This window comes from Bifidobacterium apri (genome assembly GCF_009299485.1).
Lineage (GTDB): Bacteria > Actinomycetota > Actinomycetes > Actinomycetales > Bifidobacteriaceae > Bifidobacterium > Bifidobacterium apri.
Window position 1 is genome coordinate 1 of the sequence record NZ_WBSO01000018.1, and the last position, 17303, is coordinate 17303.

Annotated in this window: 13 protein-coding genes; 2 read left to right on the forward strand and 11 right to left on the reverse strand. The window is 59.5% G+C overall.

The features are described from left to right. Positions 1–61: 61 nt before the first annotated feature. The 10 genes from DSM100238_RS08485 to DSM100238_RS08530 form a co-directional block, all read right to left on the reverse strand. Positions 62–3454: a pullulanase-associated domain-containing protein gene (locus DSM100238_RS08485; protein ID WP_240812420.1), complete on the reverse strand. Its 3393-nt coding sequence runs from the start codon at positions 3452–3454 to the stop codon at positions 62–64. Positions 3455–3848: 394 nt separating this feature from the next. Then, on the reverse strand, positions 3849–4304 hold the full coding sequence (locus tag DSM100238_RS08490; RefSeq protein WP_152356227.1) for a type II 3-dehydroquinate dehydratase: 456 nt from the start codon (positions 4302–4304) through the stop codon (positions 3849–3851). Between the two features lie 48 nt (positions 4305–4352). Further along, positions 4353–6062, reverse strand: coding sequence for a bifunctional shikimate kinase/3-dehydroquinate synthase (locus DSM100238_RS08495; RefSeq protein ID WP_152356228.1), 1710 nt, complete (start codon positions 6060–6062; stop codon positions 4353–4355). A gap of 65 nt (positions 6063–6127) precedes the next feature. Next, positions 6128–7315, reverse strand: coding sequence for a chorismate synthase (aroC, locus tag DSM100238_RS08500; protein WP_152356229.1), 1188 nt, complete (start codon positions 7313–7315; stop codon positions 6128–6130). Between the two features lie 177 nt (positions 7316–7492). Further along, on the reverse strand, positions 7493–8701 hold the full coding sequence (mltG, locus tag DSM100238_RS08505) for an endolytic transglycosylase MltG (protein WP_152356230.1): 1209 nt from the start codon (positions 8699–8701) through the stop codon (positions 7493–7495). 28 nt (positions 8702–8729) lie between these two features. Next, complete coding sequence (gene ruvX, locus DSM100238_RS08510) at positions 8730–9212, reverse strand: Holliday junction resolvase RuvX (RefSeq protein WP_152356231.1); 483 nt, start codon at positions 9210–9212, stop codon at positions 8730–8732. Positions 9213–9219: 7 nt separating this feature from the next. Next, positions 9220–11895 carry an alanine--tRNA ligase gene (gene alaS / locus DSM100238_RS08515; RefSeq protein ID WP_152356232.1) on the reverse strand — a complete coding sequence of 892 codons (2676 nt, stop codon included), beginning with the start codon at positions 11893–11895 and terminating at the stop codon, positions 9220–9222. Positions 11896–11979: 84 nt separating this feature from the next. Continuing rightward, positions 11980–12216, reverse strand: a complete 237-nt coding sequence (locus DSM100238_RS08520; protein WP_152356245.1) for a hypothetical protein — start codon at positions 12214–12216, stop codon at positions 11980–11982. Between the two features lie 22 nt (positions 12217–12238). Further along, positions 12239–12664, reverse strand: a complete 426-nt coding sequence (locus DSM100238_RS08525) for a DUF948 domain-containing protein (protein WP_152356233.1) — start codon at positions 12662–12664, stop codon at positions 12239–12241. 124 nt (positions 12665–12788) lie between these two features. Further along, positions 12789–13463 carry a histidine phosphatase family protein gene (locus DSM100238_RS08530; RefSeq protein WP_152356234.1) on the reverse strand — a complete coding sequence of 225 codons (675 nt, stop codon included), beginning with the start codon at positions 13461–13463 and terminating at the stop codon, positions 12789–12791. A gap of 119 nt (positions 13464–13582) precedes the next feature. On the opposite strand from DSM100238_RS08530, the gene DSM100238_RS08535 reads away from it, so the two are divergent. Together DSM100238_RS08535 and DSM100238_RS08540 are read left to right on the forward strand one after the other, a co-directional pair. After that, entirely contained in the window at positions 13583–15799 is a 2217-nt protein-coding gene (locus DSM100238_RS08535; protein WP_167511126.1) for an acyltransferase family protein, read from the forward strand. A 39-nt stretch (positions 15800–15838) separates the two neighbouring features. Beyond that, positions 15839–16204 (forward strand): phage holin family protein, encoded by a 366-nt coding sequence (locus DSM100238_RS08540; protein WP_152356236.1) that lies wholly within the window; start codon positions 15839–15841, stop codon positions 16202–16204. Positions 16205–16550: 346 nt separating this feature from the next. Here the strand turns inward: DSM100238_RS08540 and rpsD are convergent, their stop codons facing one another. After that, positions 16551–17177: a 30S ribosomal protein S4 gene (rpsD, locus tag DSM100238_RS08545; protein ID WP_152356237.1), complete on the reverse strand. Its 627-nt coding sequence runs from the start codon at positions 17175–17177 to the stop codon at positions 16551–16553. Positions 17178–17303: the final 126 nt, after the last annotated feature.

Here is a 17303-nt window from a genome sequence, read left to right on the forward strand (position 1 = left end):
GATGCGTCCGTTGTGTTTGACTTTGAATGTGCTTGCCATGCTTTTATTGTAGCATCCATGTTTAGCATCCATTTAATTTTGTGTTTGGTTGCTTATCCCTTGTAATCATTACCTTTATTAAGAACTTGATGGACTTCTCCGCGTCGGACAGCACCACGGAACGCTTGCCGTTGACTACGGCCGCGGTCGCATACGGATCCGGCGAATAGTTCACCGTGCCGTCGGCGAAGGTGAGGCGGTACTGGTAGGCGGTATCCTTCAGGTCGCCGTCGATGGGGACGCTCCACACGCCCTTGTCACCCTTGGTCATCGGCGAGGTATAGGCCTGTTCGGCGTCCGCGCTCGTGTCGGACTTGTAGACGACCAGGTCCACGCCGATGGCGGTCGGAGCCCACACCTTGAAGGTGGTCTTGGTCTTGGTCCAAGTAGCACCGAGATCATCACCGTCGTAGGCGTAGGTCTTGTCGAAGTCATCGGTGCGCACGATGGCACCAGCAACCGCAGTCGCCGAACCGATCTTGTCGCCCTTGTCGTTGCTGATGGTCACGGTGTACGCGCCGTCCACAGCGAGAGCGTCCTTCGTGGTAACGGTTACGGTCGCCTTGTCGGCCTTCACATCCGCGACTTCGACGGTCTTGCCGTTGGCGTCGACCACTGTAGCCGTCACATCGTCGGAAGGCTCGCCGCTGAGTTCGACAGAGATCTTCTTCGCGTCGGCGATTTCCGCGCTGCGAACCGATACGGTCAAGGACGGTTGTGCGGTGTAGACGGTTGGGTCGCCGGCGACCAGCCAGACCTCAGCCTTGCCGGTCTTGGTGGCGGAATCGAACACCAGGGAGTCGGCCGGGATGAAGTGGTCTCCGCCATCAGGTTCCTTGATCCAGGCATCGCCACCGTAGCGGCGTAGCAAGCCGATGCCACTGGCTCCAGATGACGTGTCGGTGGGATACTTGTAGTTTTTCAGCGTCCACGTGCTGATTTCACCCCAGTCATCATGACTGGTGAGGCTCTGCTGCGAATTAACGCTGCCGGCACCTGACCATGTCCACAGGTCCCACTGCGGAGTCTTGTTCGTCGTGTCGCCGGCGTTGAAATACAGGCCGTCGTCTCGGTAGTAGTGCACCGTAATGTTCACGTCATACCCTTTGCAGGAGCTGACGTAGTCGGCCGGGGCAACGGTGAGCGTCTGCTCGAGATCCGAGGCGGTGCCGTCCACCCAGATCTCTGCGGTGCCGTCCGCTGCGACCTTCACATTACGGTCGTTCTGGCCGACCTTGTGCCAATCGTCTTTGCCTTTGACGATGACACCGAAATCGGTGTACGTACCGTCGAAGGTGATATTGGCGACTTCGCCCCAGCAATCGGTGCCGGAGAATTCGATCTGCTGGCCGTCCAGGCTTGCGGAGGTATTGGAATTCGATCCCCACACCCACAGGGCGCGTGCCTCGTCACCCGCAGGCGCCTTGTAATGGACGACCAGACGGGTCTTGCCGTCCTGGCGATATGTTTTCGGCGAACCGACCGTGCTGGCATGATCGGTGACGGTCTGCTGGACGATGCCCTTGGCGGCTTCGTAATTGCCACCGCCGTTCGGATTGTCCCAGCTGTTGCTGCCGTCGTTGAACACGTATTGCACGGCATTGCCGCCGGTTTCGATGGTGTACTTCCAGTAGCCGCTCGTCTTGTCGTAGGTCATCGCCTTGCCGGGAACGTCGGTCCAGGTTTCGCCGACACCGTAGTGGATGTACGGCTGCTTGTATCCGTTGTCGTTCTTGTAGTACACGGTGAGCGTGGTGTCCGTGGGCTTGACGGCCTCGTCCTTGATTTCGACCTTCGGGTCGGACGGGTCGGTGGTCGCCGAGGCTGCCGGATGGCTGGCCTTGGTTGCGCCGCCGTACAGGGCGATTGCCGAACGGGCCGGGATGGTGGTCTTGACCTTGCCGCCGGAGACGGTCACGGTCTGGGAGCAATCCTGGGTGGAGAACACATTGCAGTATTCGCCGTCCGGAAGCGTCGTGTCGTAAGTGACGTCAAGCGCCTTGGTGCCGTTGTTGAGCGCCAGGAAGCCCTTGGTGCCGCGCGAGAAGGCGATGCTGTCGTTGCCGTTGGACTGCCAGTCTTTGACCGGTGAGGTCGCGGTATCGCCGACGTATTTGTGGAAGGCGATCATGCCGCGCGTGGAGGTCCAGCGCTGCTCGCAGTTCCAGTCGCCCGTGTTGGTGGAGCAGGCCTTGTTCATGTCAACATCCGGGACCGTCGTGTCGGTGGCTCCTGGCGCACCGGCATCCCTGTTGTCAAACTTGTATCCCGACATCAGGCGCGGTGTACCGTAGCCGTAGGCGAGCATGAACGCGTTGGCGAGCTGGTACTTGCCGCTGTCCTTGTACGTGATGGTGCCGTTGTCGCGTTCGGTGTCCCAGTTGGTGACGAATACATTCGCATCGTTGCTTGATAGGTCGCCGCTCAGTCGCTTGGCCAAGTCCTTGAGCGAAGTGACGTTGTTGTTGAACGCTTGGCTCATTTCGCTCTTGAATCCGAATTCGGTGACCGTACCGTTCTGTGTATAATGCGGCGGCTGGATGCCGGCGGCTTCGGAAGCATTGCCGATGACCTCCTGGATCCAGTAGATATCGGATGCGTTCTTGCCGATCTTCTGCGCAAGTTTGGCTTTCAGCGCGTGGAGGCTGTCGGTGTTGATGTGTTTGGCGGCGTCGATACGGAAACCGAGCACGCCATAGCTGTACATGCGGGCCATGTAGTCCGCTTCGATATCCTGGACCTTCTCGGATTCAGAATCGAAGTCGAGCATACCCAGCAGACGGCACTGCTGGACTTCCTCCTGATTCTTATAATCCGCAATCTGCTTGGTGCACGTGTGGAAGTCCGCAGCAGTCAAACCGTCAGGATACGTGGATGTCGCGAATCCGGGGAACGAGCCGGCATCGGGTGTGTACTCGCTGCCGTTCGTGCCGGTGAAGGTGCCTTTATTGTCGGGAGAGGCGGTGTTGTTCATGACCACATCGGCGATGATGCCCACGCCCTGCGCCTTGCAGACGGTGATCATGTTCTTGAATTCAGCTTCGGTGCCAAGCTTTGAATCAAGCTTGTAGCTCACCGGCTGGTATGAGGTCGACCAGGAGCTTCCTTTGATGGATTCCTGGGGCGGGGACACTTCGACGTAGCCTACGCCTTCGGGGCCGTAGGTGTCCTTGCATTCCTTGGCGATGGTGTTCCAAGTCTGCTGGAACGCGATCACTTGAACGTCGCTGTTGACCCAGCTTGCCGCCGTGGAGGCGGTGACGTTCGATGCCGACGAGCCCGGACTCGTCGAGTTGCTGTCTCCGGCCTGGGCGGTGACGGGAAGTGTCAACGCTCCTGCGCCGAGGACCATCGCAGTGCACACGGCGACGCCTAGCGTCTTGCATGCCGCTGTTTTGAATCGTTGAATGGCCATATATCCTTCCAATTCTCAACTGTGAGATTGCCCGTACAGGATGAACGCGCTGGACTGCGCGTGCCCTGCCGTGGCTCAGTCGTATGCGCTCCGGTCGTGTGGAACACGATCACCTGTGGAGATCCGTCATCGGATTGCATACGTTTGTGTCAGGTATTTTCATGATATCGATATTGTTTTGCAACACCAATGCAACGGCTCAGTCCCACTGATTCCGCCAGTTTTCACCATCACAATGATAGTGTTTCATCAGCATTCGGTCAGTGTTGCTGAATCGCTTTCCACAAACGTTGTCATCACGGTTGCAGGCAGCGCGCGGGCAGATGGCACAGGAAACAGGCAGCAAAAAGCCCCGACGACTTGGAATCGTCGGGGCTCAAAGACACAGGGCGTTTCAGGATTCTTTGGCGATGATATGGGCGACCGCTTCCAACGCAAGACGGTAACCGAAGAAGCCCATGCCGGTGATCGTCCCCGTGGCCACCGGGGAGATGACGCTGCGTTTGCGGAACTCGTCACGTGACGCAGGATTCGAAATATGCACCTCCATCAAGGGCACGCCCGCATCGCCGACCATGTGAGCCGCATCAGCCAGACCATAACTGTAATGGGTGAACGCCGCCGGGTTCATCACCACCGGAATCGCACCGTCAGCAGCCTCATGCATCCAGTGAATCATCTCAGCTTCGTCATCGGTCTGCCGAACCTCAACGTCCAGCCCGAGCTCACGGCCCCACTGCTGGCAATCCTCGCGTAGCGTCTGCAGATCCTGATGGCCATACACATCAGGCTGGCGCACACCGAGACGTCCCAGATTCGGCCCATTGACCACGAGAACACGTCGTGCCATTGCTGTCCTTTCTTGTTCAGTCACATCCATGGGAATCGTCATCGGCGTTCAGCGCGCAGGGCGAATCCGCTCGAACGCCTCATGCACCGCCTCGATAGGCGGATCGTCCAAATGAATCGGATGCCCGACGCCGTCAAGCACCACGAAACGCAGGGTGTTGCCGCGCGCTTTTTTGTCGCGGTGCATCAGCTCGAGAACACTGTCCCAATCGCCGCCCGCCCAGGAGATCGGCAGGCCGAGCGAACCAAGTAGCCGGCGGTGGTAATCGACGAGATCTTGGTCGATGTACCCAAGAAGATGGGACAATTCGGCGGCGAACACGCACCCCACGGCAACGGCGTTGCCATGCCGCCAGGTGAAATGCTCGATCTGTTCGATGGCATGACCCAGCGTATGACCGTAATTGAGGAATTCGCGCAACCCCGCCTCACGCAGGTCGTTCGAAACGTGATACGCCTTGACTTTCACTGTACGTTCAATGAGTTCGGCGACCACATCTTCAAGCGGTGAGCCGAGGAATGTCGAACCGTCGAACTGACGCAGTTCCTGCGCATGATCCTCCAAAATGCTGAGGATGTCACGATCACGGATGAATCCGGATTTCGCGACCTCGCCAAGGCCCTCGATGAAGATGTCATTGGGCAGGGTCTCCAAAGCGCGCATATCGGCAAGCACACCTGCCGGCGTGTAGAAGGAGCCGACGAGATTCTTGCCTTGCGGTGTGTTGATGCCGGTTTTCCCGCCAGTAGAGGCGTCCACCATCGCCAGAAGCGATGTCGGGCAATTCACATAGCGGATGCCGCGCATCCATGTTGCGGCGACAAATCCCGCGAGATCAGTTGCCGCGCCGCCGCCGAGACCTACCACGGCGTCGGAACGGGTGAATCCCTCGTCACCAAGCCGTTGCCAAATGCCGTTGGCGACTTCGATGGTTTTGCCCGCCTCGGCATCGGGAATCAGCACATCGCTGACTTGGTATCCGGCTTGCCGCAGCAAGGCGCGCACCCGATCCGAATGCCGTTGCACCGGTGACGTATGGATCAGGGCGATTCTCACTGGCTTGTCGCCGAGCACCTCGGCGAGATGATTCGATGTGCCGACACCGATGCGCACATCATACGGAGTGATCGACGTGCCCGTGACATGCACGTCATGTTCCATGACCATATCCATCACCTTTCTTGCCGCATGTTGCGGCGACGATCCACGGGTATGCACGTGCACGTTGGCGACAGCCTTGAACACCGGGTCGCGCTGCTCATACAGGGAGCGCCACCTGGCGTCGGCATCGCCGGCAAGCATCGGCCGATTGCCGCCGCGGCGAGCCCGTTCCATGGCTTCTTGCGGATCGGCTTGCAAATAGACGACCTTGCCTCCACGCTCGATATAGGCTTGCAGATTACGCCTGACCTCTTCGGTCATCGGAGCTCCCCCGCCCAGGGAGACGATACCGCCTGCCGTGTGCAGGAGCTCGGCGATGACTTGTGATTCAAGCTTGCGGAATCGCGGTTCGCCATACTCACTGAAGTATTCGGTGATATGCATGCCTGCACGTTGCTCGATCACTTCGTCGGAATCCGTGAACCGGACTCCCAGCATATGCGCGACTTCGCCGCCCACGCGTGTTTTCCCGGCTCCGGGCATGCCGATCAGCACCGCTACCGGCGGCTCCTGGCATGTCGATTGTCGTTGCTCATTGGAACGACGGTGCTGCCCGCGATGACGATTGCCATGACCGCCATGACGATGCTCAGTCATACCATCCTCACTTCTTATCCGTGTCACTCGTGTCTCTTTGTACGAGTCATCCCGATGTCCGGCGATCAGCGCAGGTGCTCAGGCCATGACGCGAGGTAGTTCTCGGCGTTACGACGCGTTTCGGCGATATTGTCTCCGCCGAACTTCTCGAGCACGAACTGGGCGAGCGTCAGCCGCACCATCGCTTCGGCCACAACAGAGGCGGCGGGCACTGCTGTGTTGTCAGAACGCTGATTGATCGCTTGTGCCGGCTCGCCTGTGAGCACATCAATGGTGCGCAGCGCCTTCGGAATCGACGGGATCGGCTTCATGGCCGCACGGACGCGAATGGGCTCACCGTTGGACATGCCGCCTTCAATGCCGCCGGCGCGATTGCTCAGACGGCTGATTCTGCCGTCATCGTTCACAACGATCTCATCATGGGCAAGCGAGCCGGGACGTTCGGCTTCCTTGAATCCGTCACCGATCTCGACACCTTTGATCGCCTGGATGCCCATCAGGGCGCCTGCCAGCGCGGCGTCAAGCCGACGGTCGGATTCGACGTAGGTGCCCAGACCTGCCGGAACGCCATACGCGATGACTTCGATGACACCACCAAGGGTGTCCGCCGACGCCTTGGCTTCGTCAATGCGTGCCATCATCCGCTGTTCGGCGTCCTTATCCAAGGTCCTGACCGGTGACTGGTCCAATGCCTCCAGGTCATCCGGCACGGGAAGCGGAGCGTCCTCGTCGATACCGACACCGCCGATGGACACGACATGCGCGATGGTGCGGATGGACAACGCTTGTTCGAGGAAGTTCGCGGCGACCTGGCCCAACGCCACACGAGACGCTGTTTCTCGCGCGCTGGAGCGTTCCAGGATGGGGCGGGCGTCAGTGAACCCGTATTTGCGCATGCCGGTCAGATCGGCGTGTCCCGGACGTGGACGACTCAACGGAGCGTTGCGGCCGGTGTCGGGAAGTTCATGGTCAAGCGGGTCGGCGCTCATGACCTCGGTCCATTTCGGCCATTCCGTATTGCCGATTTCGATGGAGATCGGCGATCCAAGCGTGCTGCCGTGACGCACGCCGGTCAGCAACCGCACCTGATCCTGTTCGAATTTCATACGCGCGCCACGCCCGTAGCCGAGACGACGGCGGGCGAGGGCCTCGGAGATATCTTTCGTGCAGACCTGCACGCCGGCAGGCAGCCCCTCCATCATGGCGACGAGCGCCTCACCATGCGACTCCCCTGCGGTCTGCCAACGCAACATGACGTCTCCTTTGCTCTGTGGCCTGCTGTGTGCCTGCAATGTGCTGCATACGCATACAACCATTGTGTTCGCCGCTCGAGCTGTTTCGGCTTTCGCGGCTTCTCGCACATGATATCGTCACCCCGCCCCGCGCGTGTATCAGCGTCTTCTATATGGACACGCGCACAGGGCGACAGATCAATACGCGTTGCTGTTCGTACTCTTGTATTCGTCGCGCAGCTTCCAGAATTCATCTTCGGTGGCGGCGAATTTCGTCTCACCGGTGGTGAGGTTGACCGTGACGAAATACAGCCAATCGCCGTCAGGAGGGTTCATGGCGGCCTTGATCGCGGATTCGCCCGGATTGCTGATCGGCGTGGGCGGCAATCCTGCGTTCACGCGAGTGTTGTACGGGTTCGACGCATCGGCGAGCATGGTGTCGGTGAGCTTGTCCGCCGTCGTGCCCAGCCCATAGGCGACCGTGGAATCCATGCCGAGCGGCATGTTCTGGGCGAGTCGGTTGAGAATGACGCGCACCACTTTGCCGTAGTATTCGTCGGAGTTGACTTCCGATTCGGCGATCGAAGCCATGATGAGCATCTTCTGGCGATCCGCGCCGGTGGGTGCTCCCAGCGAGTCGAGTTTCTCTATACGCTTGTCCACCATCTCTTTGATGATGTCGCTGGCTGATCCGCGGTTCTTCACGTTATACGTGCCCGGCTCGAACCAGCCTTCGAATTTTCCGCCTGCTTCCTCAGGCAGAATGCCGGCACCGCCGCCGTTGATCACCGCGTTGAAATCGTCAACGCTGATACCGGACAGTTGTGCTGCGTTCGCGATGACTTGCGAGACCCGCTCCCCCGCCTTGACTTGCAGGAATCCGGTGGCTTTTGACTGGTCGGAGAGAATCGTGATGACATCCGCGCAGGCCATGTGTTTCTTGAGTTCATAGGTGCCCGGGTACAGGGTGCTGTTGTTCGCGGCGACCGCGCTGGTGAATGCGGCTTGTGATTTGACGACATCCGCTTTGACGAGTTTCTCTCCGATTTCCGCCGGTCCTTCACCGCTTTCCACAGTGAATTCGACCTTGCCGGTACCCGGCCCGGGATAATCGGCGGTCAGTGCCTGTTGGGCGCGTTCGCGGGCGTCTCGCCATGATTTCAGTCGGGTGTATCCGAAGACGAACAGCCCAATCACCATCGCCACGATAACGACGATCGCTACGATACGTATGATACGCCGGTTGCGACGTTGCTCTTGCGATTTGCGCAATTGCCGTCTGGACAACGGTGCCTCATCTTCGGCATCGGTGTTGTCCGCCAAGCCCTGACGGGGTGCCGAATCATCGTCATCGGTATCGGTCCACTGCGTGCGTTCTTCAAAGAACTCACGAAAATCATCTGGCATTGTTGTCGTTCCTCTCCCTATGACCTGACTATCCAGCGTCGTTGTTGGACATGGCACCGGCTTGACGGGCATCTAACGCTGATTGAAGGATCAGCACCGCGGATTGCTGATCGACCATGCTGCGGTGTTCGCGTGTGGAAATCAGCGTGTCGCTCAGCTGCCGGTGGGCGGTCACGGTGGTCAGCCGTTCATCTTGCAATTCGACGATAGGCACATCGTCGAGCTTGATTTGCCCGGTATGTTTGTATTCAAGCAGACGGGACATGAGCTCTCGCATCCAATGCTGCGCCTTGTGTGCGCTTCCGCCCTGCTTGCCGCTCAGGAGCAGGGGGACGCCTACGATAACGCGCCCTACCTGCTCTCGTTCGATGATGTCGATGACATCTTCAATGGCGTCCATGGCATTGCCGTGGACTGTGATGTTGCCTATAGGGTGTGCGAAAGTGAGCTCCGGGTCGGACAGAGCAAGTCCGACCCGGGCTTCACCAAGGTCGACACCGAGCCACACCATGGTGTCGTCAGCCTCTCATCGCCTCATTGGCAAGAGTGCTCAACGCGGCATCGATCTTGCTTGCATCAGCGCCGCCGCCCTGAGCGAAATCAGGCTTGCCGCCGCCACCGCCGCCGAGCATCTTGGAGGCGCCGCGGACGAGGTCACCCGCCTTGATGCCGAGTTTACGCGCGGCCTCATTGGTCGCCACTGCGACCATCGGCTTGTCGTCGCCGCTGACGCCTGCGAGGGCGACGACAACGGGCTTGTCCTCGCCAAGACGTCCACGAATGTCGAGGACGGTCTTGCGCAGAGCGTCGAATGAGCCGAAGTGACCGACATTCTTCGATGCCACTGTAACCGGTGTATTCGAAGCCTGTGCGTCCTTCACCAGCTGTGGAACTGCCGCAGCGAGCTGCGCCTCGTACAAGGAGGACAGACGACGGTCGGATTCTTTGAGTTTGGCGAGCAGCGTGTTGATACGGTCGGCGAGCTCGTCCGGACGTGCATTGAGCTTGTCGGACAGCTGCGAAACCAGCGCATGTTCGCGAGCATTGAATTCGTATGCCCCCTGGCCTACGACGGCGTCCACGCGACGCACGCCGGAACCGATGGAGGCTTCGGACATGATGCTGATCTGGCCGATCTTGCCCACGTGGTCCACATGTGTGCCGCCGCACAGTTCGCGGCTCCAACCGTCCTCGCCGATCGAGACGACACGGACGATGTCGCCGTACTTTTCGCCGAACAGATGCATTGCGCCGAGCGCAATCGCATCGTCGAATTTCATTTCCTTGGTGGTGACGGCAAGATTGTCACGCAGACGGTCGTTGACGCGCGCTTCGACGGCATCCATGACGGTTTTGCTTGGCGCCTTCGACCACTGGAAATCGAAGCGAAGACGGTTCGGCGCATCTTCCGATCCACGCTGGGTGGCTTGCGGCCCCAACTCCTCGCGCAACGCCTTGTGCACCATATGCGTTGCGGTGTGAGAGCGGGCGATGGCGCCACGGCGCTGCATATCGATATTCGCGTTGACTGCGGCACCGACGACAAGCGTACCTTCCGTGAGCCGGCACTGATGAACGATGAGGTCCTTGATGGGCTTCTGTACATCGTCCACTTCAAGGACGGCGCCGTCATCGGAGATGATCTCACCTTGGTCAGCGAGCTGGCCGCCGGCTTCGGCGTAGAACGGCGTGCGGTCGAGAATGACTTCGACGTTGGCCGGTCCGGTCACCGCAGGCACGGAGCCCTTGCCTTCCTGCATAATGCCGAGCACCGTGGAACGACTGGAGAAGTCGGTGTATCCCAGGAAGTCAATCGGTTTGGCGAGCGTCTTCTTGAAATCGTCATACACGCTCAAATCGACGTTGTGGCGCTTCTTCAACGCGTCGGCACGTGCGCGGGACTTCTGCTCGTGCATCAGCTCACGGAACTTCGCCTCATCGACCTTCACGCCCTGCTCTTGAGCCATTTCAAGGGTGAGTTCGATCGGGAACCCATAGGTGTCGTGGAGCTTGAAGGCATCCTCGCCGGAGACTTCACCGTGATTGCGCTTGGCCTGATCGACGGCGACGTCAAGGATCGTGGTGCCGCTTTCCAACGTCCTCAGGAATGCGTCCTCCTCGCCGTACGCAGATTCGGAAACCTCATGGAACGTGTCCTTGAGTTCAGGATAATTCGGTTCCATGGCCGCTTCGGACACCGGGAACAGCGTTGGCAGCACATGATCGCGCAGGCCGAGCATACGCATGGACCGCACGGTGCGGCGCAGCAGACGGCGCAGTACATAACCGCGGCCGACATTGCTCGGTCGCACGCCGTCGGACATGATCATCAACGCCGAACGCACGTGATCGGCCACAACACGGAACCGTACGTCCGCTTGCTCGTCCTCGCCGTAAGTGCGGCCGGAAAGCTTCTCGGCCGCTTCGATCACCGGGAACACCTCATCGGTCTCATAGATGTTCTGCTTGCCCTGCATGAGGTAGGCGAGACGTTCAAGACCGGCGCCGGTATCGATGTTCTTATGCTCGAGCTCGCCCACGATATGAAGGTCGGTCTTGGATTTGACGTTGTCGACCTCGTAGTTTTCGAAGACGAGATCCCAGATCTCAATGAACCGGTTCTCGTCGGCAGCCGGACCGCCGTCACGGCCGTATTCGGGCCCACGGTCCACGTAAATCTCGGAGCACGGGCCGCCGGGGCCGGGGCCGCCGGTAGTCCAGAAGTTGTCCTCCATGCCGAAGACCTGCATATGCTCGGGGTCGAAACCTTCGTTCTTCCAAATCGAACGGGCTTCCTCATCGTCGGTGAACGTGGTCACCCACAGTTTTGCCGGATCGAAGCCATATCCGCCTTGATCCTGCGGGGTGGTCAGCAGTTCCCACGCGTAATGGATGGCTTCCTCTTTGAAATAATCACCGAAGGAGAAGTTGCCCAGCATCTGGAAGAAGGTACCATGGCGCGTGGTTTTACCGACTTCGTCGATATCAAGCGTACGCACGCACTTCTGGTTTGAGGTCACACGCGTGGCAGGAGGTGTCTGTTCGCCGAGCAGGTACGGGATGAACGGCACCATGCCGGCGATGGTGAACAGGGTGGTCGGGTTCGGTGAAATCAACGAAGCCGACGGCATGACCAAATGGCCGTTCTTCTGGAAATAGGTGAGATAACGCTTTGCGATGTCTGCTGTGCGCATAAGCGGGATAACTCCTTGTGTTGTGTGCGGCTCGCGATTGCGGCGTGGGCCGACGTGTTCTGTACCGGGCGTGTCCGGCATGGTTTACTTTGAAATACCTGAATACTGTGCGTTCAGCTCCGCTTCGCGCGCTTTGCGGGTCGTATTGAAATCGTCGATGAGACCGGCGAGCGTGCGCTGCAGGACGTTGTTCTGGTCGGGGCCAAGCAGGAACTGCCTTGCGTTATCCGGGGTGTTGGCTTTGACATAGGCCTGGGCTTTGGCGACCGCCACCACACCGATGACTACACCGACAGCCACCCAGAATGTTCGTTTCATGATGCTCCTTGTCTGCCGTTGTCTGTTACTTCGTGGAAGCTTTCGTCTGCGCTTTGGCATCTGCCGGCTTGGTCACGACGACCTGCTTATGTGCGGACTTCTTAGAGAAGAACTGCTGTGCCGTCGATTTGAGCGCATACACCGTGGATGCGGCCTTGATGACCGGCTTGCCGAGGAACGATCCATACAGGTCGGTCAACGCCGTGATGTTGCCCATCGTGGTCGAAGCGGAATCAGAAATCCGATTGACGTCAGCCAAAGACTTGTTGACCTGCTTGACCGTGGTCACTCCCTCGTCGATGGCGGGAATGGCGTGGTCCCCCGATTCCTTGACGGTGAGGGCGATCTGGTCGAACAGTTTGCCAAGCCGGATCAGCGGGTAGATCAGGAAGCCGACAAGAATCGCGAATGCGATTGCCGCAATCAGCCCGGCGATGTCTCCAACACCCATGCGAACCTCTTTCTGCTCACGCGCGTACAGCGCTACGATACCGGGTCAAGCCTAGTAGGCGGGCGAGACGCGTCTCCTGGCTCTGCATGGTATCGTGTGCGGGGCGTGCAGGTCAATGGGCAGGTCACTGATTGTAGGAAATTACGCTCAGCGCCGTATTGAAGGGGGCTTCGGTATCGAAGTCGAGTTGCGTCACGCTGCCGTTGCCCGGTCGTTCAGACAGGTCATAGCCGTCAGGCGCGAAACGATGCATCAGGCTGAGCAGCGTGTTGCCATGGGAAATCTGCAACACGCTGTCGCCGTCACGCAGCGCGGGATTCGAAGCGATCAGTCTGTAGCCGCCTTCGATCCTGTTCCAGTATTCCTCGTCGGATTCAGCATCATGGAACGGATCGGCTTGTTTGAGGAAGTCACGCGTGGCAGCCAACCCGTACTGTGACACAATCGCCTGATACGTGCCGGTACCATGAGGCGCACCGGCCGCCCACCATGAGGCTGACATGTCCTGGCCTTCAAAATACCCATAATATTGTTCGCGGAAGTGCATATCCGCAACCAGCTTCGGACGCGCGTGGCCATGTTGCTCATTGACTTCGAGGATGGTGCGTGCCGTCTGTTCCGCGCGCGTCGTGTCGGAGCAGTATGCGGCGGCGAATTGGATCCCCGCAAGCTTGTCGGCCGCGCGTCCGGCGTCGGCGAGGCCCTGTTCGGTCAGAGGCGAATTCGACCATCCTTGCAGGCGGTTGTAGCGGTTGAAATACGTCTGGCCATGACGGACCAGATACAGATGTAGCTTCATGGCACCCATGCTATAGCCATATATCTCAGTGCGCTCAGATGGCATCGGCGTGTCGCTTCTCCATACGTCTGCGGTGGTTTGTACAAATATCTAACGCACCACACGCGAAGAAGGGGCCCATGGCAAGTCAAGCCAGCATCAGCGAACACCAACCGAATCAAGGCATTTCGGCACACGGCACCCGCCGATACCCCGGCATAGACGGACTGCGCGCCTTGGCGATCGTCGCCGTCGTGCTGTTCCACACCCGTCCCTCGATGTTGTCCGGGGGCTTCTTGGGTGTCACGGTCTTTTTCGTCATGACCGGCTTCCTGAGCACCAGAAGCATCGAGCATGCAGCGGCTGCGGGCGGCTTCCGCTACGGCTCATATGTGCTGAAACGGTTCAAGCGGCTGTGGCCGATGGTTTTGGCGTCCATCGCGTTGACCATTCCGCTGGTGTACCTGTTTTCGCCGTCGTTGCTGCTCAAAGCCCGGGCCGATGCGCTTCCGGCTGCTACATTCGCCATCAATTGGGTATATATCTTCCGTAAGGTTCCGTATTTCGCGGCTGCCGGATTGCCTTCTCCCCTGACTCCGTTGTGGTTCATGGCGATCATCATGCAATTCGCCGTGCTCTGGCCGGCGATTCTGATGCTGTTGCGCCGGGTATGCCGTTCACGCTGGATGCTCCATGCATCCGTGTTGCTCTTGATAATCCTCTCCTGCGCCGCCATGATCGTGCTGTCCTACCGCGGGGACGATACCGCGCACCTGTATTATGGCCTCGATACCCGTGCCGCCGAACTGCTGATCGGCGCTGAACTGGCATTGTTGCTGGCCGATCATACCTCCCGGGCGGATGCGAAGGACGCCAGCGCGTCCAATGCGCACAAGCCGGCAGAACCGGAAACTGACGGGCGAGATCCAGCCGCTAAACAACCAGGCGTCAACCATGCTTGGGTGAATCGGTTGAACCGGCGGATCAGCGTAGGCAGTATTGCCATCGGCGCGACCGATGTGCTGGCCTTGATCGCCCTCGTCATTCTGGTTGCGGGTGCGGTGATGGTTGACGGCGACACCCTGTGGATGTACCGGGGAGGCTACCAGATCGCCGCCCTGTTGTCGGCATTGCTTGTCTGGGCGTGCACGATTCCTGGTTCGGCCGTTGCCGCGATATTGGGGTGCCGTCCGCTTGTCGTTGCCGGTTCGCGTGCGTTCGCTGTATATATCATTCATTTCCCGCTGCTTGAGATCATGAATCCCGCCACGCGGACCACGAGTATGCCATGGTGGGGCTGGCTGTTGCAATTCGCGATCATTGCGGCTGTGGCAGAACTCATCCATCGCTTCATCGAAGTGCCGGCTCACCGCGATACCGCCGCCGCTCCGGCTGCCGTCAAGCATGATGTGAAGTCTGATGGCACGGGTCAGAAGCAGCCGACCATGGCGGCAGTCCGACCGGCGCTCGCGCGGGCTGGACGGAGTGTGCACACATACTTGATCGATGTCCAGCCCGTCGCAAAGGTCATGGCCGCGGCTGGGTTGGTCATCGTCTTCATCGCGTGCTGTCTGCCATTGGACTGGGACGGCATCGTTGAACAACGCTCGATCGAGTTGCGTCCGGAGATCGCTGAGCAAACGCATCTTGTCGGCAAGAAGTCCGCGGCGGGCGCAGCGGGTCAAGCGTCCGTCCCGTCGGCTTCTCCGAGTGCGCGCGCCTCTTCTCCGTCCTCCAAGTCTTCTGCGGCTGCGGCAAGCCCGTCGCAGAACGCGCAGCCGACTCCGAGCGCGACACCGAAACAGCCGAAAATGAGTGCGCACGCCGAAAAAGTTCCGGCAGGCATGCCTCTGTCGTCATGGACGTATGATGCGGCAAGCGGAGTGTGCAGCGCGGATCCGCTGATCATCGGGGATTCCGTGGCATTGGGAGCCGCTGATATCATCCAACAGATCCTGCCCAATGCCGTGGTCGACGCCCAAGTCAGCCGGCAGATCACCACAGCTCCCGGAATCTACGCGCAGCATGCCGGTGCCGGCCAAGGCGGCAGCGTGGTCGTGATTGCCCTCGGAGACAACGGTCCTATCCGTGACGAAGCAGAATTACAAGACATCGTCGATGCCATGGGCGGCAAGCCGGTGTACTTCCTCACGCTGCGCGTCCCGGTGTCATGGCAGGACCCGAACAACGCGGTTCTGCGCTCCTTTGCTGCAAGCCACCGCAATGTCGGGATCATCGATTGGTACGGTACGAGTGAAGGGCATAGCGAATACTTGTACGACGATGGGACGCATTTGACTCCGCAAGGCCGTCCTGCGTATGCCACAATGCTTCGTCAGGCGTTCTGCGGCCAGTAAGGCACCGCCGAACGGCCATCCGTGCTGTAGACTGACGGCATGAAAAGGTTTCTCATCAACTGGCTGGTTTTGACCATCGCCGCCGGTGTCATGGTGGCGCTGCTGCCGGGCATGCAGGCGAAAGGCGAACCTCCGATTCTCGGCATCGCCGCGTTTTCGCTGTTCATGGCGTTGATCAATGCGTCGATCAAACCGATTGTCCATATGCTCGCGCTGCCGTTTTCGCTGCTGAGTTTTGGTTTCGTCGCATTGCTGATCAACTGGATGTTCATGGAGCTTGCGTCATGGCTTGCGTTCTCGTTCTTCGACGTTGGCGTCGTCATCAACGGGTTCTGGTGGTCGGTGCTCGGTTCACTGATCATGTCGATCGTATCGTCGATCATTTCCGGCGTGTTCGGCAAGTAAACCGTCCGCCATCGCGCGTGTCATGGACTTGACAGGCCTGAGTGACTGGCGCATGGTCATTGAAGCGCGTCCGCTATCGCGCATTCATGGACTCGGTCTGCATACCCCCGACTGACCATGCCGACAACGTTGTCGAACATGCTGTCGCCTCCCCTGCTTCTGCCGACACTGAGTCCCCCGCCAGCGTCGGCACAAGCATTCACCGACACTGAGTCGTCCGTAGGCGTCGGCAGAGAGTCGTGAGTGGGGTGCAGCGTGCGGCGAACCGAGCAGCAGATAGCATAAGACCCCGCCAAAAGAGCGGGGCCTTATGCTGTATGTCCTTGAAAAATGGAATGAATCCAGGTCAGCGAGCGTAGAACTCGACGACGTACTGGATGTTCACCTGCACCGGGATCTCTTCCGGAACAGGCTTGCGGGTCAGGGTCGCCTTCAGGGAAGCGAGGTTGACATCGAGGTACGGCGGAACGGCAGGAAGCACGTCGCGATGAACGCCTTCAGCCGCAGCCTGGAACGGAACCATGGTCTGGCTCTTCGGCTTGACCTGAATGGTCTGGCCCGGCTTGACGCGGTAGGACGGGCGATCGACGATGTTGCCGTCAACCATGATGTGACGGTGCACCACGAACTGACGAGCCTGAGCGGTCGTGCGGGCGAAGCCGGCACGCAGCACCAGGGCGTCGAGACGAGACTCGAGATCGGTGAGCATAGCGGCACCGGTCTGGCCGGCGGTGCGGGTGCCCTTCACGTACACAGCACGAAGCTGCTTCTCGGACACACCGTACTGGGCGCGCAGACGCTGCTTCTCGCGCAGACGCACCGCGTAATCGGATTCGGTGCGACGACGAGTGCGGCCGTGCTCGCCAGGAGCGTACGGACGCTTTTCGAACAGGCGCTGGGCCTTCGGGGTCAGTGCAATGCCGAGGGCGCGCGAAAGACGCACCTGACGGCGGGAACGCTGAGCGTTAGTCATATTGTTCCTTTTCTGTCGTTATCTGAACGGAACGCGAGAGACATTCCCTCGCGCTGAGCCAGCCTCTCCAGTGCTTCATCGTGCCATGCACGAACGGAAGACCGCTTGACACGGCCTGCCGCCGAC

Excerpts from the sequence above, each read along its gene's own strand:
- DSM100238_RS08485 (WP_240812420.1), bottom strand. The coding sequence starts at position 3,454 with ATGGCCATTCAACGATTCAAAACAGCGGCATGCAAGACGCTAGGCGTC.
- DSM100238_RS08495 (WP_152356228.1), bottom strand. The coding sequence starts at position 6,062 with ATGACTGAGCATCGTCATGGCGGTCATGGCAATCGTCATCGCGGGCAG.
- DSM100238_RS08530 (WP_152356234.1), bottom strand. The coding sequence starts at position 13,463 with ATGAAGCTACATCTGTATCTGGTCCGTCATGGCCAGACGTATTTCAAC.
- ruvX (WP_152356231.1), bottom strand. The coding sequence starts at position 9,212 with ATGGTGTGGCTCGGTGTCGACCTTGGTGAAGCCCGGGTCGGACTTGCT.
- mltG (WP_152356230.1), bottom strand. The coding sequence starts at position 8,701 with ATGCCAGATGATTTTCGTGAGTTCTTTGAAGAACGCACGCAGTGGACC.
- DSM100238_RS08525 (WP_152356233.1), bottom strand. The coding sequence starts at position 12,664 with ATGGGTGTTGGAGACATCGCCGGGCTGATTGCGGCAATCGCATTCGCG.
- alaS (WP_152356232.1), bottom strand. The coding sequence starts at position 11,895 with ATGCGCACAGCAGACATCGCAAAGCGTTATCTCACCTATTTCCAGAAG.
- DSM100238_RS08490 (WP_152356227.1), bottom strand. The coding sequence starts at position 4,304 with ATGGCACGACGTGTTCTCGTGGTCAATGGGCCGAATCTGGGACGTCTC.
- DSM100238_RS08540 (WP_152356236.1), top strand. The coding sequence starts at position 15,839 with ATGAAAAGGTTTCTCATCAACTGGCTGGTTTTGACCATCGCCGCCGGT.
- rpsD (WP_152356237.1), bottom strand. The coding sequence starts at position 17,177 with ATGACTAACGCTCAGCGTTCCCGCCGTCAGGTGCGTCTTTCGCGCGCC.
- aroC (WP_152356229.1), bottom strand. The coding sequence starts at position 7,315 with ATGTTGCGTTGGCAGACCGCAGGGGAGTCGCATGGTGAGGCGCTCGTC.
- DSM100238_RS08535 (WP_167511126.1), top strand. The coding sequence starts at position 13,583 with ATGGCAAGTCAAGCCAGCATCAGCGAACACCAACCGAATCAAGGCATT.